The organism is Rhodococcus sp. Q, assembly GCF_005503035.1.
Taxonomy (GTDB): domain Bacteria; phylum Actinomycetota; class Actinomycetes; order Mycobacteriales; family Mycobacteriaceae; genus Rhodococcus_G.
Genome location: NZ_SCOY01000020.1, coordinates 34,785 through 50,472, shown reverse-complemented (window position 1 = coordinate 50,472; position 15,688 = coordinate 34,785). Strand labels below are relative to the sequence as shown.

Below are 15,688 nucleotides of genomic sequence, written 5' to 3'. Positions count from 1 at the left end.
CTAGTCGCTAATTGGAATCATGCCAATTTTGGGTTGCGGTGTGACCAACGACATAGGCGCGCGGCGCCTCGCCGGCGGGTGTGACTCGACGGGAGTGATGCCGCCGCCACACCCGTCGAGCGGAACGACGGCGGGTGCATGCTCGAACGGTCTGTGGCGAGTGCCACGTGCGGGGTAGGTTGTTGTCTGTAACCGCGAAATCTACTAACCAGTAGGGGTACGAAATGCCTGCTCCGTCCGCTGCGACCTTCGACCGGCTCCGGCAGCTCGTCGCGATTCCCGACGCCGCGAGCCGTCCGACCCGGCCCGTCGTCGAGGCCTTCACCGGCCGCGAACTGACGACGATCCCCGTCGGCACCGCGCAGGACGCGATCGACGCCATCGCCCGCGCGCGGGTCGCGCAGCGCGAGTGGGAGGCGCGCACTCCTGCGGAGCGCGCCGAGGTCTTCCACCGGTACCGCGACCTGGTGCTGTCCAACCGCGACGCACTGCTCGACATGGCTCAGGCCGAGACCGGCAAGGCCCGGGTGTCCGCACTCGAAGAGGTCCTCGACATCGCGCTGACCTCTCGCTTCTACGCCAAGCTCGCTCCGAAGGCGCTGCGGTCGACGCGCGTCCAGGGCATGCTCCCCGGTCTCACCAAGACTGTCGTCCACCACCACGCGAAGGGTGTCGTCGGCGTCATCTCGCCGTGGAACTACCCGATGACCCTCGCCGTCTCCGACGCCATTGCCGCGCTGCTCGCGGGCAACGCGGTCGTCATCAAGCCCGACAGCCAGACCCCGTACTGTGCGCTCGCCTGCGTGGACCTGCTGTACCGGGCGGGGCTGCCGAAGGACCTGTTCGCCGTCGTCCCCGGACCCGGCTCGGTGGTCGGCACCGCGATCGTCGAGAACGCCGACTACCTGATGTTCACGGGTTCCACCGCCACCGGGCAGCTGCTCGCCGAGCAGGCCGGCCGCCGGCTGATCGGGTTCTCCGCCGAACTCGGCGGCAAGAACCCGATGATCGTGACGAAGGGCGCGAACCTGCGCGAGGTCACCGACGCCGCGGTGCGCGCCTGCTTCTCGAACTCGGGTCAGCTGTGCATCTCCATCGAGCGGATCTACGTCGAGCAGCCGGTCGCGGCCGAGTTCACCCGCATGTTCGGCGACCGGGTGAAGAAGATGAGCCTCGCCCCGGGCTACGAGTTCGGCGTCGAGATGGGCTCGCTGGTGTCCGAGGCCCAGGTCAAGACGGTGGCCGGGCACGTCGAGGATGCGGTCGCGAAGGGCGCGACCGTCGTCGCGGGCGGCAAGGCTCGCCCCGACCTCGGCCCGTTGTTCCACGAGCCGACCGTGCTGACCGGCGTCACCGACGACATGGAGTGCGCGCGGAACGAGACGTTCGGTCCGCTGGTGTCGATCTACCCCGTCGCCAACGTCGAGGAGGCCATCGCGAAGGCCAACGACACCGACTACGGACTCAACGCCAGCGTGTGGGCGGGCACCAAGGCGGAAGGCGAGGCCATCGCGGCGCGTGTGCGTGCTGGCACCGTCAACGTCGACGAGGGTTACGCGCCCGCCTGGGGCAGCACGGCGGCCCCGATGGGCGGAATGGGTGTCTCGGGCGTCGGACGACGGCACGGCGTCGACGGCCTGCTCAAGTACACGGAGTCGCAGACCGTCGCCACCACCAGGGTGCTCAATCTCGGTGGCCCACGAGGACTTCCGCCGAAGGTGTGGTCGAAGGTCCTCGCCCCCTTCATCGCCGTCATGAAATACCTGCCCGGACGGTGAAACCGTGAGACCGTGGTGACCATGGACCTCGCGACCATCGACGTCGACGCACCGCCCTCACGGGTGTGGGATCTGGTCACCGACATCGCCGGCTACCACCGGTTCAGCCCCGAGAACACGGGCGGGCGCTGGACCGGTGGTGAGCCGGTGACGGTCGGCGCCACCTTCACCGGCAGCAACCGCCACCGGCTCATCCGGTGGACCACGCACTGCACGGTCGTCGACGTCGTTCCCGGGCGCCGGTTCTCGTTCGAATCCGACGAGCCGAAGGCCCGCTGGACCTACGAGATCGAGCCCACCGCCACCGGCAGTCGCATCACCGAAACCCGCGAAATCTACGGCACCCCCGTCTTGTACGTGCGCCTGGTCCAGCGGTCCCACCTCATCGGCAGCAACCGGGACGGCCTGATGCAGCAGGGCATGCGCGACACCCTCGCCGCCATGAAGGCCGAGTTGGAGAAGCGCTAACCTGCCCGTTCCACGGTGACCTTGACGTTCTTCATCAACGGCTGATCGCTCTGGACGCTGTAGTCGCCGATCGCGCACAGCACGTTCATCTCCGGCATGTAGCCGGCGCTGCTGCCGCGGGGTATGTCGTAGGCGATCGCGGTGTAGCCGCGGAGCGTTCGAGTGCTGCCGTCGCGGGCGTGACTGGTGATGTCGACGAGATCGAAGGTGCCGATACCGCGCTCGCGCATGTCGTCTGCGTTCATGAAGATCAGCGTCCGCAGGTTCTTCACACCGCGGTAGCGGTCGTTGTCGGAGTAGATCGTGGTGTTCCACTGATCGTGCGACCGCATCGTGCCCAGCGTGAGGATGCCGTCGGTCGGCACGACGTCGGGCAGTGGCGCAGAGGAGAATTCGGCCCTACCGGTCGGAGTGTCGAAGATCAGTTCGCGTGCCGGCTGCTTGATCCGGAAACCCAGCGGCAGCCGGACGCGACGGTTGAAATCCTCGAAACCGTCGAGGGCGCTGGCCATCGTGTCGCGGATGCGGTCGTAATCGGCGACGTAGTCCTCCCACGGCGTGACGCTGTCGGGCAGCGCCGCCCGCGCCATGCCCGCGACGATCGCCGGCTCCGACAGCAGGTGCGGTGACGCCGGCTTCTTCATGCCGACCGACAGGTGCACCATGCTCATCGAATCCTCCACCGACGTCGACTGCAGTCCGCGCCGCTGCTCGTCCTTCTCGGTGCGCCCGAGGCACGGCAGGATCAGGGCGTCGCGCCCGTGTACGAGGTGGCTGCGGTTGAGCTTCGTGCTCACCTGAACCGTCAACGCGCAGTTGCGTAATGCCTCGAACGTGTACGGGGTGTCCGGCGCCGCGAGCGCGAAGTTGCCGCCCATCGCGACGAACACCGTGACGTCGCCGCGGTGCATCGCCTCGATCGCCCGGACGGTGTCCAGGCCGTGCTCGCGGGGCGGGTCGATGCCGCAGGCGTCGGCGAGCCGGTCGAGGAACGCGTCGGACGGCCGATGGTCGATGCCGCAGGTGCGATTGCCCTGCACGTTGCTGTGCCCGCGGATCGGGCACGGCCCCGCACCCTCGCGGCCCAGGTTTCCGCGCAGCAGAAGCAGATTGACGATCTCCCGGATGGTGTCGACGCCGTGGTCGTGCTGGGTGACGCCGAGGCACCAGCTGATGATGCTGCGATCGGCGCGGCGGTAGACGTCGGCGGCGCGGCGGATGTCGCCGCGAGTCACACCCGACTGGTGCTCGATCTCGTCCCAGGGCGTCGCCTCGCACAGGGCGCGGTAGTCGTCGAAGCCGTGGGTGTGGCGTTCGATGAACTCGATGTCGAGCGCTTTCGGGTCGGGGCTGTCGAACACGGCCTTCGCGATGCCCCGGATCAGAGCCATGTCGCCGCCGATGCGCGGCTGCAGGTTCATCGTCCCCGTCGGGGTCGCGTGGAACGTCGCCATCGCGGCGAACTCGTGCGGGATGATCGCCTTGCGTGAGGCCGCCTCGACCAACGGGTTGACGTGCACGATCTGCGCCCCCCGCTTGTACGCCTCGACCAGCGCCGTCAGCATCCGCGGCGCGTTCGACGCCGCGTTCACCCCCATCACGAACAGCGCGTCCGTCGTCTCCCAGTCCTTGAGGTCCACCGTCCCCTTGCCGGTGCCGAGGGACGCCTTCATAGCGCGTCCGCTGGCCTCGTGACACATGTTCGAGCAGTCGGGCAAGTTGTTGGTGCCCAGCTCGCGGGCCATCAGCTGGTACAGGAACGTGGCCTCGTTGCCGAGCCGACCGGACGTGTAGAACGCCGCGCGGTTGGGGTCGTCGAGCTCGCGCAACGTCCGCCCGACCAGCTCGAACGCGTCGGCCCAGCTGATCGGCACGTACCGATCGGCCGCGGCGTCGTAGCGCATGGGCGCGGTGAGGCGACCCTGCTCCTCCAGCGCGTGGTCCGACCACCCAGACAGTTCGGTGACGGTGTGCGCGGCGAAGAACTCCGCACCGACCCGCTTGTGTGTCATCTCCCAGGTGACGTGCTTGATGCCGTTCTCGCAGATGTCGAGGTGCAGGCCCTTGAGGTCGTCCGGCCAGGCACAGCCGGGACAGTCGAAGCCACCGTCCTCGTGGTTCATCTTCATGATCGCGCGCGGGCCGTCGACCAGCGCACCCTGCTTGGCCAGGAACTTTCCCACGCTCATCCCGGCGCCCCAGCCCGCCGCCGGATGGTCGTAGGGCGAGAACGAGGGCGGGCCGTCCGGCTCGTCGCCTGCCGGTGCGGGTTTCTTGTTCGCCGGTTCGACACTCATATCGGATCGCTCCTGCCGTGACGAGAGATCGTGCGGGCTGGTGGTCGCGCTGAGATTGGGGGCAAGTCTATTGCGGGAACGACTGCCGAACCAGGAACAGCGCCGCAGTGGACGACGCCGACCGCCGTCCACGGCTGCCCCAGATGCCGAGTGAGGCGTGAGTTCTGCTGCGCACCGGGGTGATCCGGTAGCCGTCAGCTGCGTGCGCCGATGGCGCGGGTGACGAGTGCGTCGAACACGCGGTCCGGCAGCAGCCACTTCGCGAAGATGAGGGGCCGGGCGCCGAAACCGACGGCGTAGCGGGTTCGCGGCCGCCGAGCGGCGACGGCCTTCACGATCGCGTCGGCAACAACCTCCGGCGGCGAGTTGCGCCTGCGGTTCGTTTCCGAGCTCAGTGCGGTGGCCACCGACGTGGCGAAGGCGGCGTAGGCGCCGCTGCCGGAGACCTCGCGGAGGTGGTCGGCCGCGATACCGCCCCATTCGGTCGCGATACCGCCCGGTTCGATGACGACGACGTCGATGCCGTGCGACGCGGTTTCGAGGCGCAGGCAGTCGCTCAGCGCTTCCATGGCGAACTTGGTGGCGTGATACCACCCGCCCATCGGGGTGTGGATCTTGCCGCCCATGGAACTGATGTTGACGATGGTGCCGCTGCGCCGGCTCCGCATGTGCGGCAGCACCAGCTGCGTCAGGCGGGCGGCACCGAACACGTTGACCTCGAACTGGCGGCGCGCCTCGTCCAGCGGGACGTCCTCGATCGCGCCGTACGAGCCGTAGCCGGCGTTGTTGACCAGCACGTCGATCCGGCCGGTCTCCGTGATGATCCTCTCGACGCCGGCACGCACCGACTCGTCGTCGGTGACGTCCATGCCCAGCGGCCGGATGCCGTCGGCGGCCAGTTCCTGCAGGCGGTCGGTGCGGCGAGCGGCGGCGTAGACGATGTGGCCACGGGCGGCCAGTGCGCGAGCGGTGGCTTCGCCGATGCCGGACGACGCTCCGGTGACGAGGGCTGTCCTGTCGGTCATGTCGGACTCCAAGCTGTGGGGTGCAACGGTCCACCAACCAGCATGCCCCTGATCCGTTTCCATCCAACGATTGATTTCCGCTCGTGTCCGGCGTGTGTGAGTGCGACACCTGCGCCATCGGTGGTGGGATCGGCGAACGGGGCGGCGACACCGCCCCGACTCGATGCACGGAGGGCGACGCATGACATCGGACACGAACGCCGAACCGCGGGCCACTCGGCGGGACTGGATCGGGCTCGGGGTGCTGGCCGCAGGCCTGTCGATGATCGTCGTGGACGGCACGATCGTCGGAGTCGCGCTGCCGGTCATCATCGACGACCTCGACATGGACCTGACGGATGCGCAGTGGGTCAACAGCATCTACTCGGTGGTGTTCGCGGCGCTGCTGCTCACGGCCGGACGCCTCGGTGACCGGCTCGGCAGGCGCACCATGTTCATCTTCGGGGTGCTGGTGTTTCTGCTGGGCAGTGTGCTGGCCGCCCTCGCGGGCAGTGCCACCGCGCTGATCGCTGCACGTCTCGTGCAGGGCATCGGCGGTGCTTTCGTGTTGCCGACGACGCTGTCGAGCGTCAACGCGACCTTCCGCGGCAAGGACCGCGTCGTGGCGTTTGCGGTGTGGGGCGCGGTGATCTCCGGGATGGCGGCAGTCGGTCCGCTGCTCGGCGGCTGGCTGACCACCTACTTCACCTGGCCGTGGATCTTCGTCGTGAACATTCCGATCGGTGTCGCGGTGCTGATCGGTGCGCTCCTCGCGGTCCGGAACACCAAGGCGACCATCACCGTCCCCGGCCTGGATGTCGACGGATTGTTGCTCAGCGCAATCGGATTCGGCGGCGTCATCTTCGCGCTCATCGAGGGGCAGAGCCTTGGCTGGTGGACGCCGATCGCCGAGTTCACCATCTTCGGGTTCACGTGGCCGGCGGACGCGCCGGTGTCGGTGGTGCCGGTCGCCGGTGCGATCGGCGTGGTCGCACTGGTGCTTTTCGTGGTGTGGGAGCGGCACCGGGCCGTCGGCAGCCACCGGTCCGCGATTCTCGACCTCACCCTGTTCAAGGTGCCCACGTTCACGTTGGGGAACATCACCGCGCTGGCCGTCGCGATCGGCGAGTTCGGCCTGCTGCTCGTGCTGCCCCTGTTCCTCGTCAACGCACTCGGCCTCACCACGATGGGCGCGGGCCTCGTCCTTGCCGCGATGGCACTCGGCGCGTTCGGGTCCGGTGCCGCGGCCCGGCACCTCGCGGCCGCGCTCGGCGCGACTCGGGTGGTGATCCTCGGGTTGGCGCTCGAGGTGGTCGGAGTCGCAGTGGTCGCGGTGTTCGTGTCGTCGACGGTGTCCCCGTGGCTGCTCGCAGTGCTGCTCGCGGTCTACGGTGCCGGACTGGGACTGGCATCCGCTCAGCTGACGGGCACCGTCCTGGCGGACATCCCGACGGAGAAGTCCGGTGAGGGCTCGGCCACCCAGAGCACGGTCCGCCAGCTCGGCTCGGCGCTCGGCTCGGCCATCCTCGGTGCGGTGCTGTCGGTGTCGCTGGCACACACCCTCACCAACCAGCTCGAACCGGTGCAGGGCGTGCCGCCGCAGGCGCAGGAACAGCTGGTCACGGCGACCCGTGATTCCGCGGGCGGCACCATCAGCGGCCTGCGGGAGCAGGGCGACACCGGCACCCTCGGTCCGGCGGGCCCCGAGGTGACCACCGCCCTGTCCGAGGGGTTCGGTGACGCCACCCGCATCTCGCTGTTCGCGGCGGCGGGCTTCCTCGCGCTCGGGCTCGTCAGTGCGACCGCCCTGCACCTGCGGGCACGGCGGGACGAGGACGTCGTCGTGTGAGCGGCGTTCAGCCCGTCGTCGCGAGCGCGGCGGCGAGGCCGAACACCACGGCGAGTGCGGCGACCTCGATGCTCGCGTTGCGGAGCGAGACGTCCTCCGGGGTGCGGTGCGCCGCGGCGGCGGGCACCCAGCGGGTGCGCCACCACCATCCGAGCGCGACGAGGGCAAGCAGCCCAATCGTTTTCGCCAGGATGATGCGCCCGTAGCCGGTACTCACGAGTGCGTCGACGTCGCCGAGCTTGACCGCGGCGTCCACCGCACCCGTGACGGCCACCGCGACGACACATTTCCATGCCAGGTCCGAGTAGCGGGGGAGGATCGCCGCCCAGGCGCCCCGTCCGCGCAGCAGCAGGGACATCGCGAGCAGTGGCCCGATCCACGCCGCCGCCGCGAGCACGTGGATGGCGACGAGCGCCGGGCCGAGGGTCTGCGCGGACATGTGTCCGGTGACGGGTCGCGCCAGCAGGGCGAGCGCGGCCACCGCGGCAAACGGGGTCAGCGGCCACTGGGCATCACGCCGGAACGCGATCGCTGCCGCGACAGCGAGCCCGACCGTGGCGACGACGGCTGCGGCGCCGAGTTGCCCGACGCTGATCTCCGAGACGAAGTGTGCGAATGCGTCCGGGGTGAGGCGGCCTGCTGCGACTTCGACGGTCTCGGCGGCGGCGGCAACGAGCAGCACGGCCTCGGCCACCGCCCACGCCCCGGCGGTGATCGCCAGTGGCCGCCACAACCGGACCGCCGGGACAGCGGGCCTACGGTCGTCGCGCTGCAGCAGGGCGAGGACGCACACGCCGAGGAACGTCGACCCCAGCAGGTCGGACAGCACGCGGATCGCCGCGGCCGCATCCGGCCCGGCGGGGTGCGCCAGCGCCCACGCCAGCGCGACCCCGAGCAGCCCGGCCAGGCCCGCAAGTGCGCTCGTGCGCGAGTTCGGCAGCCGGGGCTGCCGAACTCGCGCACGGGGTGCGGAGCCGCCTGTCACCGCTTGCGGAGCGCGAACGCCAACCCGCCGCCGAACAGGACGACAGCGGCCACGATGAACGGCCACATCGGGACACCGCCCGACTCGTCACCCGACTCGGACGACGGGTTCACCGGCGTGCCCGGCGTGCCGTTGCCCGCTTCGGTGAGGGTGAAGGTGCTGGTCCCGGTCACGGGATGGCCGTCGGCAGAGGTGACGCGGTACGCGATGGTGTACTCGCCGACCGGCCCGAGGTCGCCGACCGCGACGCTCGCGGTCGGACCGGAGATCGTGGGCTCACCCTTCGACCACAGGTTCCCGTCCGGACCGACGACGGTCAGCGACGCGAAACTCTCCTGCAGCGGCTCGTTGAACGTGACGGTGACCCGCTCGGGTCCGCTGGCGATCGACGTACCCGTCTCGGGGTCGACCGCGACGACGGCGGAGTGCGCGCCCGCGACCCCGACGCCGAGCATCGCGGCCAGCGCCGTCAGGAGCGTGACGGCGAGGATCCGCATCCGCGCGGTCACGAGCGGCGTCCTCGGACGGTGGCGCCGATGCCGAGCGCGGCACCGAGCGCGCCGAGGGCCAGGCCGATGCCGCCCAGCCAGCGGGCGGTGGTGTCGGTGGCGTCGACCTCGGTGGCGGCCTCGGAGTCGGTGGTCGAGGCGGCGCCGTGTGCGGTGCCCTCGTCAGCGGCGGCCGTGAGCGTCAGGGTCGGAGCGGGATGCTCCGGCTCGGCGCCGTTCTCGGACACCTGATCCCAGGCGACGACCTTGCCGTCGCTGTAGGTCTGTACCGCGTTGAAGGACACCGACTCCTCGGCGGGCAGGGGGCCCGCGGAGAGCAGGAACTGCTGGAACTGGCCGGGACCGACGGAGACGCCGGGGTCGGCGGTCCACGTCACGGAGGTGGCCGCGCCGCTCGCGGGATCCTTGGCGACCTGTGCTGTCCAGCCGGGAAGCGGTTCGGTGCGAGCCGATTTCAGGTTCGGCAACGCGACCTCGACCTTGGTGGTGCCCGCGGTGTCCGACTCGGTGGGCACCCGGAAGGTCAGCACGGTGTAGCCACCCTGGGCTGCGCCGGGCGCGTTGACGGAGACGTGCGCGGACGCGACTCCGGTGCCGCCGACGAGGAGCGCCGCGGTGGCACCGACCACGAAGGTGGTGCGGGGGGAACGGATCTTCATCTGTCGTCTTTCTCGAAAAGTGTTGGGGGACGGGCTAGGCGAAGGCCAGGCCCGGGGGTCCCCGTCTCGAGACGACATGGTCGAGGAGGAGGTGACGCAGCGAATCCGGTGCCGTAGGTGTCGGCTGTCCGGATCGGATTCGGGGCAGGGCGGGAGCGTGTCGAAGCACCACCCGCAGCACGCGGGTGATCGACCCGTGCAGCTTCTCGGCGGCGAGGATCAGCGCCGCGCACAGCACGGTCGCGGCGGCGTGCGCGGCCAGCATCACGGCGGCGGACGCGCCACCCTGAGCGTGCTGGTGCGCGACCGCACTCGACAGGGCGAGGTGGCCGAGCAGTTGGCCGCCCCCAAGGGCAGCGACGAGGGCGACTCGCGTGCCCCCGGCAGTGGCTGCGAGGGCGCCCGCGCCGGTGCTGCACAGCACCAGCAGCGTCAGCGCCGCCGCCGTCGGAAGTCCTCCACCCGCCAGCCCGTGTCCCGCGACGGCGAGAGCAGCCGTCAACGCGCCGACGGCGCCGCCACGCAGGGTGGCGGCGCCGGACGGGCGGTGCGGGGTCACGGGAACGACGGTGCGATCAGTGCACGCCGAGCTTCGCGAGCAGATCGGCCTCGACGCCGTCGAGTTCGGTCGAGATCGCGAGGTGCGCGGACTTGCGTCGCTGCGCCGGCATCAGCTCGGCGGCGTGGACGGCGGTGTCGAGTTCGGCGAGCCTGCCCCGGACGGCCGCGGTGAACTTCGCGGTGTCGGCGTCGGGTTGCCGCTTGGCGATCTCGTCGGCGGTCCGCTCCGCGCCCGCGATCCGTGCACTGAGGCGTGCGCCGTGCCCGGTGTAGGCGCCGAGTTCCTCGGGGGCGACCCCGAGCCGGTGGGCGCGTTGCTGGTCGAGCTGGGTGCGGGCGAGCACCGTGCCGCGGTAGACGAGCGGTAACAGCACCGGCGTCAGCAGCCGAGCGATTCCGAGGTACCGCTTGACCTGGGATGCGGTGATGCCGGTCTTGGAGGCCGCCTTCTCCTGGGCCTTCAGGGTCGCGAGCTGGGCCTTTTCGACCTTCTTCGCGGACTTCGTCTCCGACCGCAGCTTCTTGCGGCCGTTGCGGGCACCGTGCTTGGCCTCGAGTTTCGCCTTGTGCTTGAGGGCCTTCGCCTCAGCGCGCCGGGTCGCGCGCGTCTTGCGTTTCCTGAACAAACCCATGCGGGTGGCCCCTCCATCTGGTGCTCGAGCGCCGGAACTCTGCCGGGTACAGGGTATCCGTGCGGAGACGGCGCTCGGCCGCTCGGGGCGAGCCGCATGCACGGGTTGTCGGACCCGCGGACCATAATCTCTTTCATCGTGAATTCTTCGCAAGGCCCACGGGAGCCGGTTCTGCCCGCCGCCACCCCGAACGGGCGGCGGTCGGTACTCGTCGACCCGAGGGCACTGACGGGCTGCCGGCATCGCGTCCACCTCGACACGATGTACCCGCAGGCCGTCGCGAACGTCCCCGAGGACGTCGGCGTCCAGCAGCGGCGCGAAGCGGCGCGCGCGTTCCGTGAGTCGATGCGCGAGCGCCTGATGGACGGCGCGGGGTCCGCGCTGTCCTGGATCATCATCGACCCCACCACTCGGGCGTCGCAGCGGGCCACCGCCACCTTGCAGGCGTGCGCGGACGGAGTCGACCGCATCTGGGGTGCGGTGCTGCCCGACGAGCACGACACCGGTCGCCGCGGCCGTTCGGAACTGTTGATCCGCGACCGTGAACGCGGCGGCTACATCCCTGTCATCGTCGTCAATCACAAGGTCACCGACCCGGGCTCCGGAGCGGTCACCTCCGGCCTCGACAGCTGGGCGCCCGCGGTCGACGAGACCCGCAAGGTGCGTGCCCAGCTCCGCGACCAGTTCCGGCTCGCGCAGATCCATCGCATGCTCGAGCGTCACGGTCACGCCAGCCCGTCGAACCAGGGCGGTGCGATCGGATACGGCGGTGAGTGCATCCTCGTGCACGACCTCGGCGCGGTGATGGAGCAGTACGACGCGCGGTTCGCGGATCGGGTGGCGGTGGCGCGGGGCGAGGTCGCGACGGCGCCGTCGCAGGTGGGGGAGTGCCGGTCCTGCCCGTGGTGGCCGGACTGCAAGGCGGCACTGACGGAGTCGCGCGATGTGAGCCTCGTTGCGACGGGGTCGCGGGCCGAGGTGCTGCGGGGTGCGGGGGTGCACACCATCGACGCGCTGGCCGCGTGGGAGGGGCCGGCCCCGGAGGAGTGGCAGGGCAACGGTTTCGCCGACACGGTGATCGTGGCGCGCGCGTGGCTGACGGGTGTGCCCCTGGTGCGTCGCACCGAGGAGGTGACGGTCACCCGCGCCGACGTCGAGGTGGACGTCGACATGGAGAGCTACCAGGAGCACGGCGCCTACCTGTGGGGCACGCTCCTGACCGAATCGGGCGTGACGCAGCCGTATCGGCCGTTCGTGACGTGGGATCCGCTCCCGACCGTCGACGAGGCCCGCTCGTTCGCCGAGTTCTGGGGCTGGCTGACGGCCACCCTCGAGAGCACGCTCGCTCAGGGGAAAACCTTTGCGGCCTACTGCTATTCGCGTGCCGCAGAGGACAAGTGGCTGCTGGATTCGGCGACTCGATTCGCGGGCCTGCCCGGTATTCCGACCGTGTCGCAGGTGCGCACGTTCATCGACGGCCCGCACTGGGTGGACGTCTATCAGGCGGTCAGTGACCAGTTCATCTGCCCGAACGGCAAGGGACTCAAGAAGATCGCGCCGGTCGCCGGGTTCAGGTGGCGTGACGCCGAGGCGAGCGGCGAGGCGTCGATGAGCTGGTACCGCGAGGCCGTCGGGTACGACGGGGAGCCGGACCTGTCTCAGCGTGAACGCCTGTTCGTCTACAACGAGGACGACGTGCGCGCGACGAAGGTGCTGCGGGAGTGGATGACCGACCGTGCCACAGTCGAGGTGCCGCTCGCGGCGGACCTGTAGCCGGACCGGCTGCGCGGGGCATGGTTCCCGGCACGGCCGTGCGGTACGCCTCGCTGATTGCAGGCCGATGAGGTCTTCTGTGGATGCGAAACGGGGTTGTGTAAGACGCTTGAGCTGCGAGTATGTGATTTCTCGTTATCCGGTGTGGGTGGGGCGGCGACTGCTAACCTGCCGACGTCGGGGGGCTGGTCGAGTCGGTTGACTGCCCATCACTGCTCGTAGAAGCGGGAGTTCCAGCGTGGGCAAGAACATTGCGCGGCGGGGTGCGTCGATTCTTGGTGCGGCCGCGATCGTTGTCGGTGGGGTTGTCGCGGGTGGGGTCGTCGGTACGGGGACCGCAAGTGCGGCTTGTATCGATGACGGCCATGGTGGCTGTGTCACAAACTATCAGCCGATCTTCCCCGGGCCTGTCGGAGAGTTCCTCGCGGACGTCTATCTCGGCAGCACCGACGCCGTGAAGGACGGTTACTCCGTGCTGCAGTTCTTCTCCTGACTCGGGAGGACGGAAAGCGCTCGAGGTGATCGCGCCGGTGGCCGGGTTCCATCGGCGCGATGGCGAGGACGACGCTCCACCTACTCACCGAGTGAACGGAACATCCGGTCGATCTGATCGTGAAGGCTTCACTCGGGTGCGGCGGTCATCGGCGCAGGCGATTCCTGAACGGGTGGAGGGTATTCGGGCTGGAACGAGAGCTTGCAGGTGCGGGCGCTCGAGTGGTGTGGCGATGCGGGTGCGCCGAAGATGTTGCGGGAGTGGATGACCGACCGCGCCGGGGGCGAGGTCCCGCTCGCGTCGCCGCTGTAGTCGATCCACGCTGCGTGGTTGATGAGGTCACCGCGAGTGCGAAGGGTTGCGTACAAGTGAGTTGCGGACAGGCGATTTCCGATATGTCGGTATCCGCTGAGGGTGGGTGCTTTACTTGCTCCCGTCGGGGGGTATCCCAATTTGCCGGGCCCCATCATTGTTCGTAGAACAAAAGTTCCATCGTGGGTAAGAATGTCGCGCGCCTTGCTGTTGCCGCTGCGTTGTTCGGCGGTGTTCTGGCCGTCGGTGGTGGCACGGCGTCGGCGGCGGAAGACCCGCCGGTGTTCGGCTCAGCGAATGGGGATCTGTACTTGGGGTCCACCGCAGGGGGATGCCTGGGTCAGGGGCAGTGCTTCGAATATTCCTATGGAGTGCTGGAAACATTGTTCGGAGAGACGCCGTTCAGTTCTTAGTCGGTTCGCTGGTTGGGCGCGTTCAGGTTTCGTCAAACGTGACCATGACGAAGGCTCCGGTCCCCTGTACGCCCACTTCTGTTCGCGAGACGGCCTGGTGGACAGGGTGATCCAGCGGGAGATCGCCGTGCTCCGCGATGTTCGACCCGAGCAGCTGCACGCAATCGACGAGTCACTCGACGGGCACTCACGCGCCGACTGCATCGTTGCGTATGACGCTTGACCTGCGAGTATCCGATTCTGCGAAAGCCGGTCGGGGAGGTGACGACAGGCGCTAGTGTGCCGACGTCAGGGGTGCCCGATCGATCAGGTGCCCGTCGTCGCTCATCGGGAACCGGGGGTTGTCAGCGTGGGTAGGAAAATGGTGCGTCGGGGTGTGTCGATGGTCGGTGCCGCGGCCGTCGTCGTGGGTGTCGTCGTTGGGGGCGGAGTTGTCGGGGCTGGCACCGCGAGCGCCTATTGCCAGGACAATCCGGAGGGTGGCTGTTACAACGATTCCTCATCGGCCATTCCCGAGCCGGTCAGCGATCTTCTGGTAGTCGTTCTCACTGCTCTCCTGCCCGTGACGGAGAGCTTTGATCGCATGGTGGAAACCGTCTCTCAGTCGTGACCCGGCGGGGGTGGTCGTCGCGTTCGCGCAGACCACCCCCTTCAGAGCAGTTGGCCTGCCCCGAATCGGTCGCTACCGCGGCGCCATGCGCAGGGCGCCGTCCATGCGGATGGTTTCGCCGTTGAGGTAGTCGTGTTCGACGATCATCTGCGCGAGCTGCGCGTACTCGGCGGGCTGGCCGAGTCGGGACGGGAACGGGACGCCGGCCTCGAGGCCCTTGCGGTACTCGTCGGTGACGCCGGCGAGCATCGGGGTGTCGATGATGCCGGGGGCGATCGTGTTGACGCGGATGCCGTACTGCGCGAGGTCACGTGCGGCCGGGACCGTCATGCCGTGCACGCCGCCCTTCGAGGCCGAGTAGGCGATCTGTCCGACCTGGCCCTCGAACGCGGCAACGGAGGCGGTGTTGATGACGACGCCGCGCTGGCCGGAGTCGTCGACGGTCTCGGTCTTGGCGATGGCGTCAGCCGCGAGGCGCATGACGTTGAACGTGCCGAGCAGGTTGACGGTGATGACCGTGCGGAACAGTTCGAGATCGTGCGGGCCGTTCTTCGACAGGATGCGGCCCGCCCAGCCGACACCTGCGCAGTTGACGACGGTGCGCAGAGGCAGACCCGACGCGACGATCTGATCGACGGCGGCCTGCACCTCGTCGCCGCTGGTGACGTCGGTGGGGATGAGGGTGACGCCGGCGGGGACGTTGTCGCCCGCGCGCTCGATGGACTGCGCGAGGTCGAGCCCGAAGACGGTGGCGCCTGCGTCGGCGAAGCGCTTCGCGGTGGCGGCGCCGAGGCCGGAGGCTGCTCCCGTGACCAGTGCTGCGGTTCCCTGGATTTCCACTGTGTCGCTCCCTTTGTGCCGAATACTTGGTCGTCCTAGTACTTGGAGAAACGATAGCGCAGACCCCGCGGACCGGGATCGAGGGCACTTCAGCGGGAGGTGTGGCCGGGCGACGGATCCGATCCGACGAGGTTATTGCGTACAACACTTGACCTGCGGATATGCCGGTAGCCGATTTCGGTGACGGGGTGGATGGTCTGTTCCTATGCTGTCGCTGTCGGGGGGCGTTCTGAGCGTCGCGGTCCGGGGGCGTTCGTAGGTGTCGTTGCCCCGTCAACCCAGGCGTCGCCGACCGAGTGCAGGTACCGAGACAGGGAAGCTCGTCACAATGACGCCTCCCGATGAGGGGAATTCGACACATGAAACGAAGCAGGACATCCAGCGCAGCCACGCTCATGGCTGCCGTGTCCGTGGCGGTGGGCAGTCTGACAGTGGGGGTCGGTCCCGCGACAGCACAAGCGCCGGAAGGGTGGGAGCTGCTCGGGAGTGTTGACTCACCGGGGTG

Annotated in this window: 15 protein-coding genes; 7 read left to right on the top strand and 8 right to left on the bottom strand. The window is 69.1% G+C overall.

The genetic code is table 11. The features are described from left to right. Positions 1–224 precede the first annotated feature (224 nt). The gene (locus FFS72_RS17975; protein ID WP_050066861.1) at positions 225–1,778 is read left to right on the top strand and encodes a succinic semialdehyde dehydrogenase; all 1,554 of its coding nucleotides are present in this window, start codon (positions 225–227) and stop codon (positions 1,776–1,778) included. Between the two features lie 21 nt (positions 1,779–1,799). Next, positions 1,800–2,246 carry an SRPBCC family protein gene (locus tag FFS72_RS17970; protein ID WP_137875240.1) on the top strand — a complete coding sequence of 149 codons (447 nt, stop codon included), beginning with the start codon at positions 1,800–1,802 and terminating at the stop codon, positions 2,244–2,246. Here FFS72_RS17970 and FFS72_RS17965 read toward each other — a convergent pair. Continuing rightward, positions 2,243–4,543, bottom strand: coding sequence for an FdhF/YdeP family oxidoreductase (locus FFS72_RS17965; RefSeq protein ID WP_137875197.1), 2,301 nt, complete (start codon positions 4,541–4,543; stop codon positions 2,243–2,245). The genes FFS72_RS17970 and FFS72_RS17965 overlap by 4 nt on opposite strands. Positions 4,544–4,737: 194 nt before the next feature. Then, positions 4,738–5,568, bottom strand: a complete 831-nt coding sequence (locus tag FFS72_RS17960; protein ID WP_137875196.1) for an oxidoreductase — start codon at positions 5,566–5,568, stop codon at positions 4,738–4,740. A gap of 181 nt (positions 5,569–5,749) precedes the next feature. Between FFS72_RS17960 and FFS72_RS17955 the strand changes: the two genes are divergently transcribed. Then, complete coding sequence (locus tag FFS72_RS17955; protein WP_137875195.1) at positions 5,750–7,396, top strand: MFS transporter; 1,647 nt, start codon at positions 5,750–5,752, stop codon at positions 7,394–7,396. Between the two features lie 7 nt (positions 7,397–7,403). Here FFS72_RS17955 and FFS72_RS17950 read toward each other — a convergent pair whose 3' ends face one another. The 5 genes from FFS72_RS17950 to FFS72_RS17930 are packed head-to-tail and all read right to left on the bottom strand — an operon-like array spanning position 7,404 to position 10,742. Further along, positions 7,404–8,336, bottom strand: a complete 933-nt coding sequence (locus FFS72_RS17950; protein ID WP_249353394.1) for a CopD family protein — start codon at positions 8,334–8,336, stop codon at positions 7,404–7,406. Positions 8,337–8,377: 41 nt separating this feature from the next. Continuing rightward, entirely contained in the window at positions 8,378–8,878 is a 501-nt protein-coding gene (locus tag FFS72_RS17945) for a copper resistance CopC family protein (protein WP_137875239.1), read from the bottom strand. Between the two features lie 8 nt (positions 8,879–8,886). Next, complete coding sequence (locus FFS72_RS17940) at positions 8,887–9,549, bottom strand: YcnI family copper-binding membrane protein (protein ID WP_137875193.1); 663 nt, start codon at positions 9,547–9,549, stop codon at positions 8,887–8,889. 34 nt (positions 9,550–9,583) lie between these two features. Continuing rightward, positions 9,584–10,108, bottom strand: a complete 525-nt coding sequence (locus tag FFS72_RS17935) for a hypothetical protein (RefSeq protein WP_137875192.1) — start codon at positions 10,106–10,108, stop codon at positions 9,584–9,586. A 16-nt stretch (positions 10,109–10,124) separates the two neighbouring features. Next, the gene (locus tag FFS72_RS17930; protein WP_137875191.1) at positions 10,125–10,742 is read right to left on the bottom strand and encodes a DUF6474 family protein; all 618 of its coding nucleotides are present in this window, start codon (positions 10,740–10,742) and stop codon (positions 10,125–10,127) included. Between the two features lie 261 nt (positions 10,743–11,003). On the opposite strand from FFS72_RS17930, the gene FFS72_RS17925 reads away from it, so the two are divergent. From FFS72_RS17925 to FFS72_RS17910, 4 genes are all read left to right on the top strand, one after another. Then, positions 11,004–12,515, top strand: coding sequence for a TM0106 family RecB-like putative nuclease (locus FFS72_RS17925; protein ID WP_249353393.1), 1,512 nt, complete (start codon positions 11,004–11,006; stop codon positions 12,513–12,515). A 238-nt stretch (positions 12,516–12,753) separates the two neighbouring features. Further along, complete coding sequence (locus tag FFS72_RS17920) at positions 12,754–13,008, top strand: hypothetical protein (RefSeq protein WP_137875190.1); 255 nt, start codon at positions 12,754–12,756, stop codon at positions 13,006–13,008. 494 nt (positions 13,009–13,502) lie between these two features. Next, entirely contained in the window at positions 13,503–13,733 is a 231-nt protein-coding gene (locus FFS72_RS17915) for a hypothetical protein (protein ID WP_137875189.1), read from the top strand. Positions 13,734–14,115: 382 nt separating this feature from the next. Next, the gene (locus FFS72_RS17910; RefSeq protein WP_137875188.1) at positions 14,116–14,343 is read left to right on the top strand and encodes a hypothetical protein; all 228 of its coding nucleotides are present in this window, start codon (positions 14,116–14,118) and stop codon (positions 14,341–14,343) included. Positions 14,344–14,415: 72 nt separating this feature from the next. Here the strand turns inward: FFS72_RS17910 and FFS72_RS17905 are convergent, their stop codons facing one another. Beyond that, the gene (locus FFS72_RS17905; RefSeq protein ID WP_137875187.1) at positions 14,416–15,183 is read right to left on the bottom strand and encodes an SDR family NAD(P)-dependent oxidoreductase; all 768 of its coding nucleotides are present in this window, start codon (positions 15,181–15,183) and stop codon (positions 14,416–14,418) included. Positions 15,184–15,688: the final 505 nt, after the last annotated feature.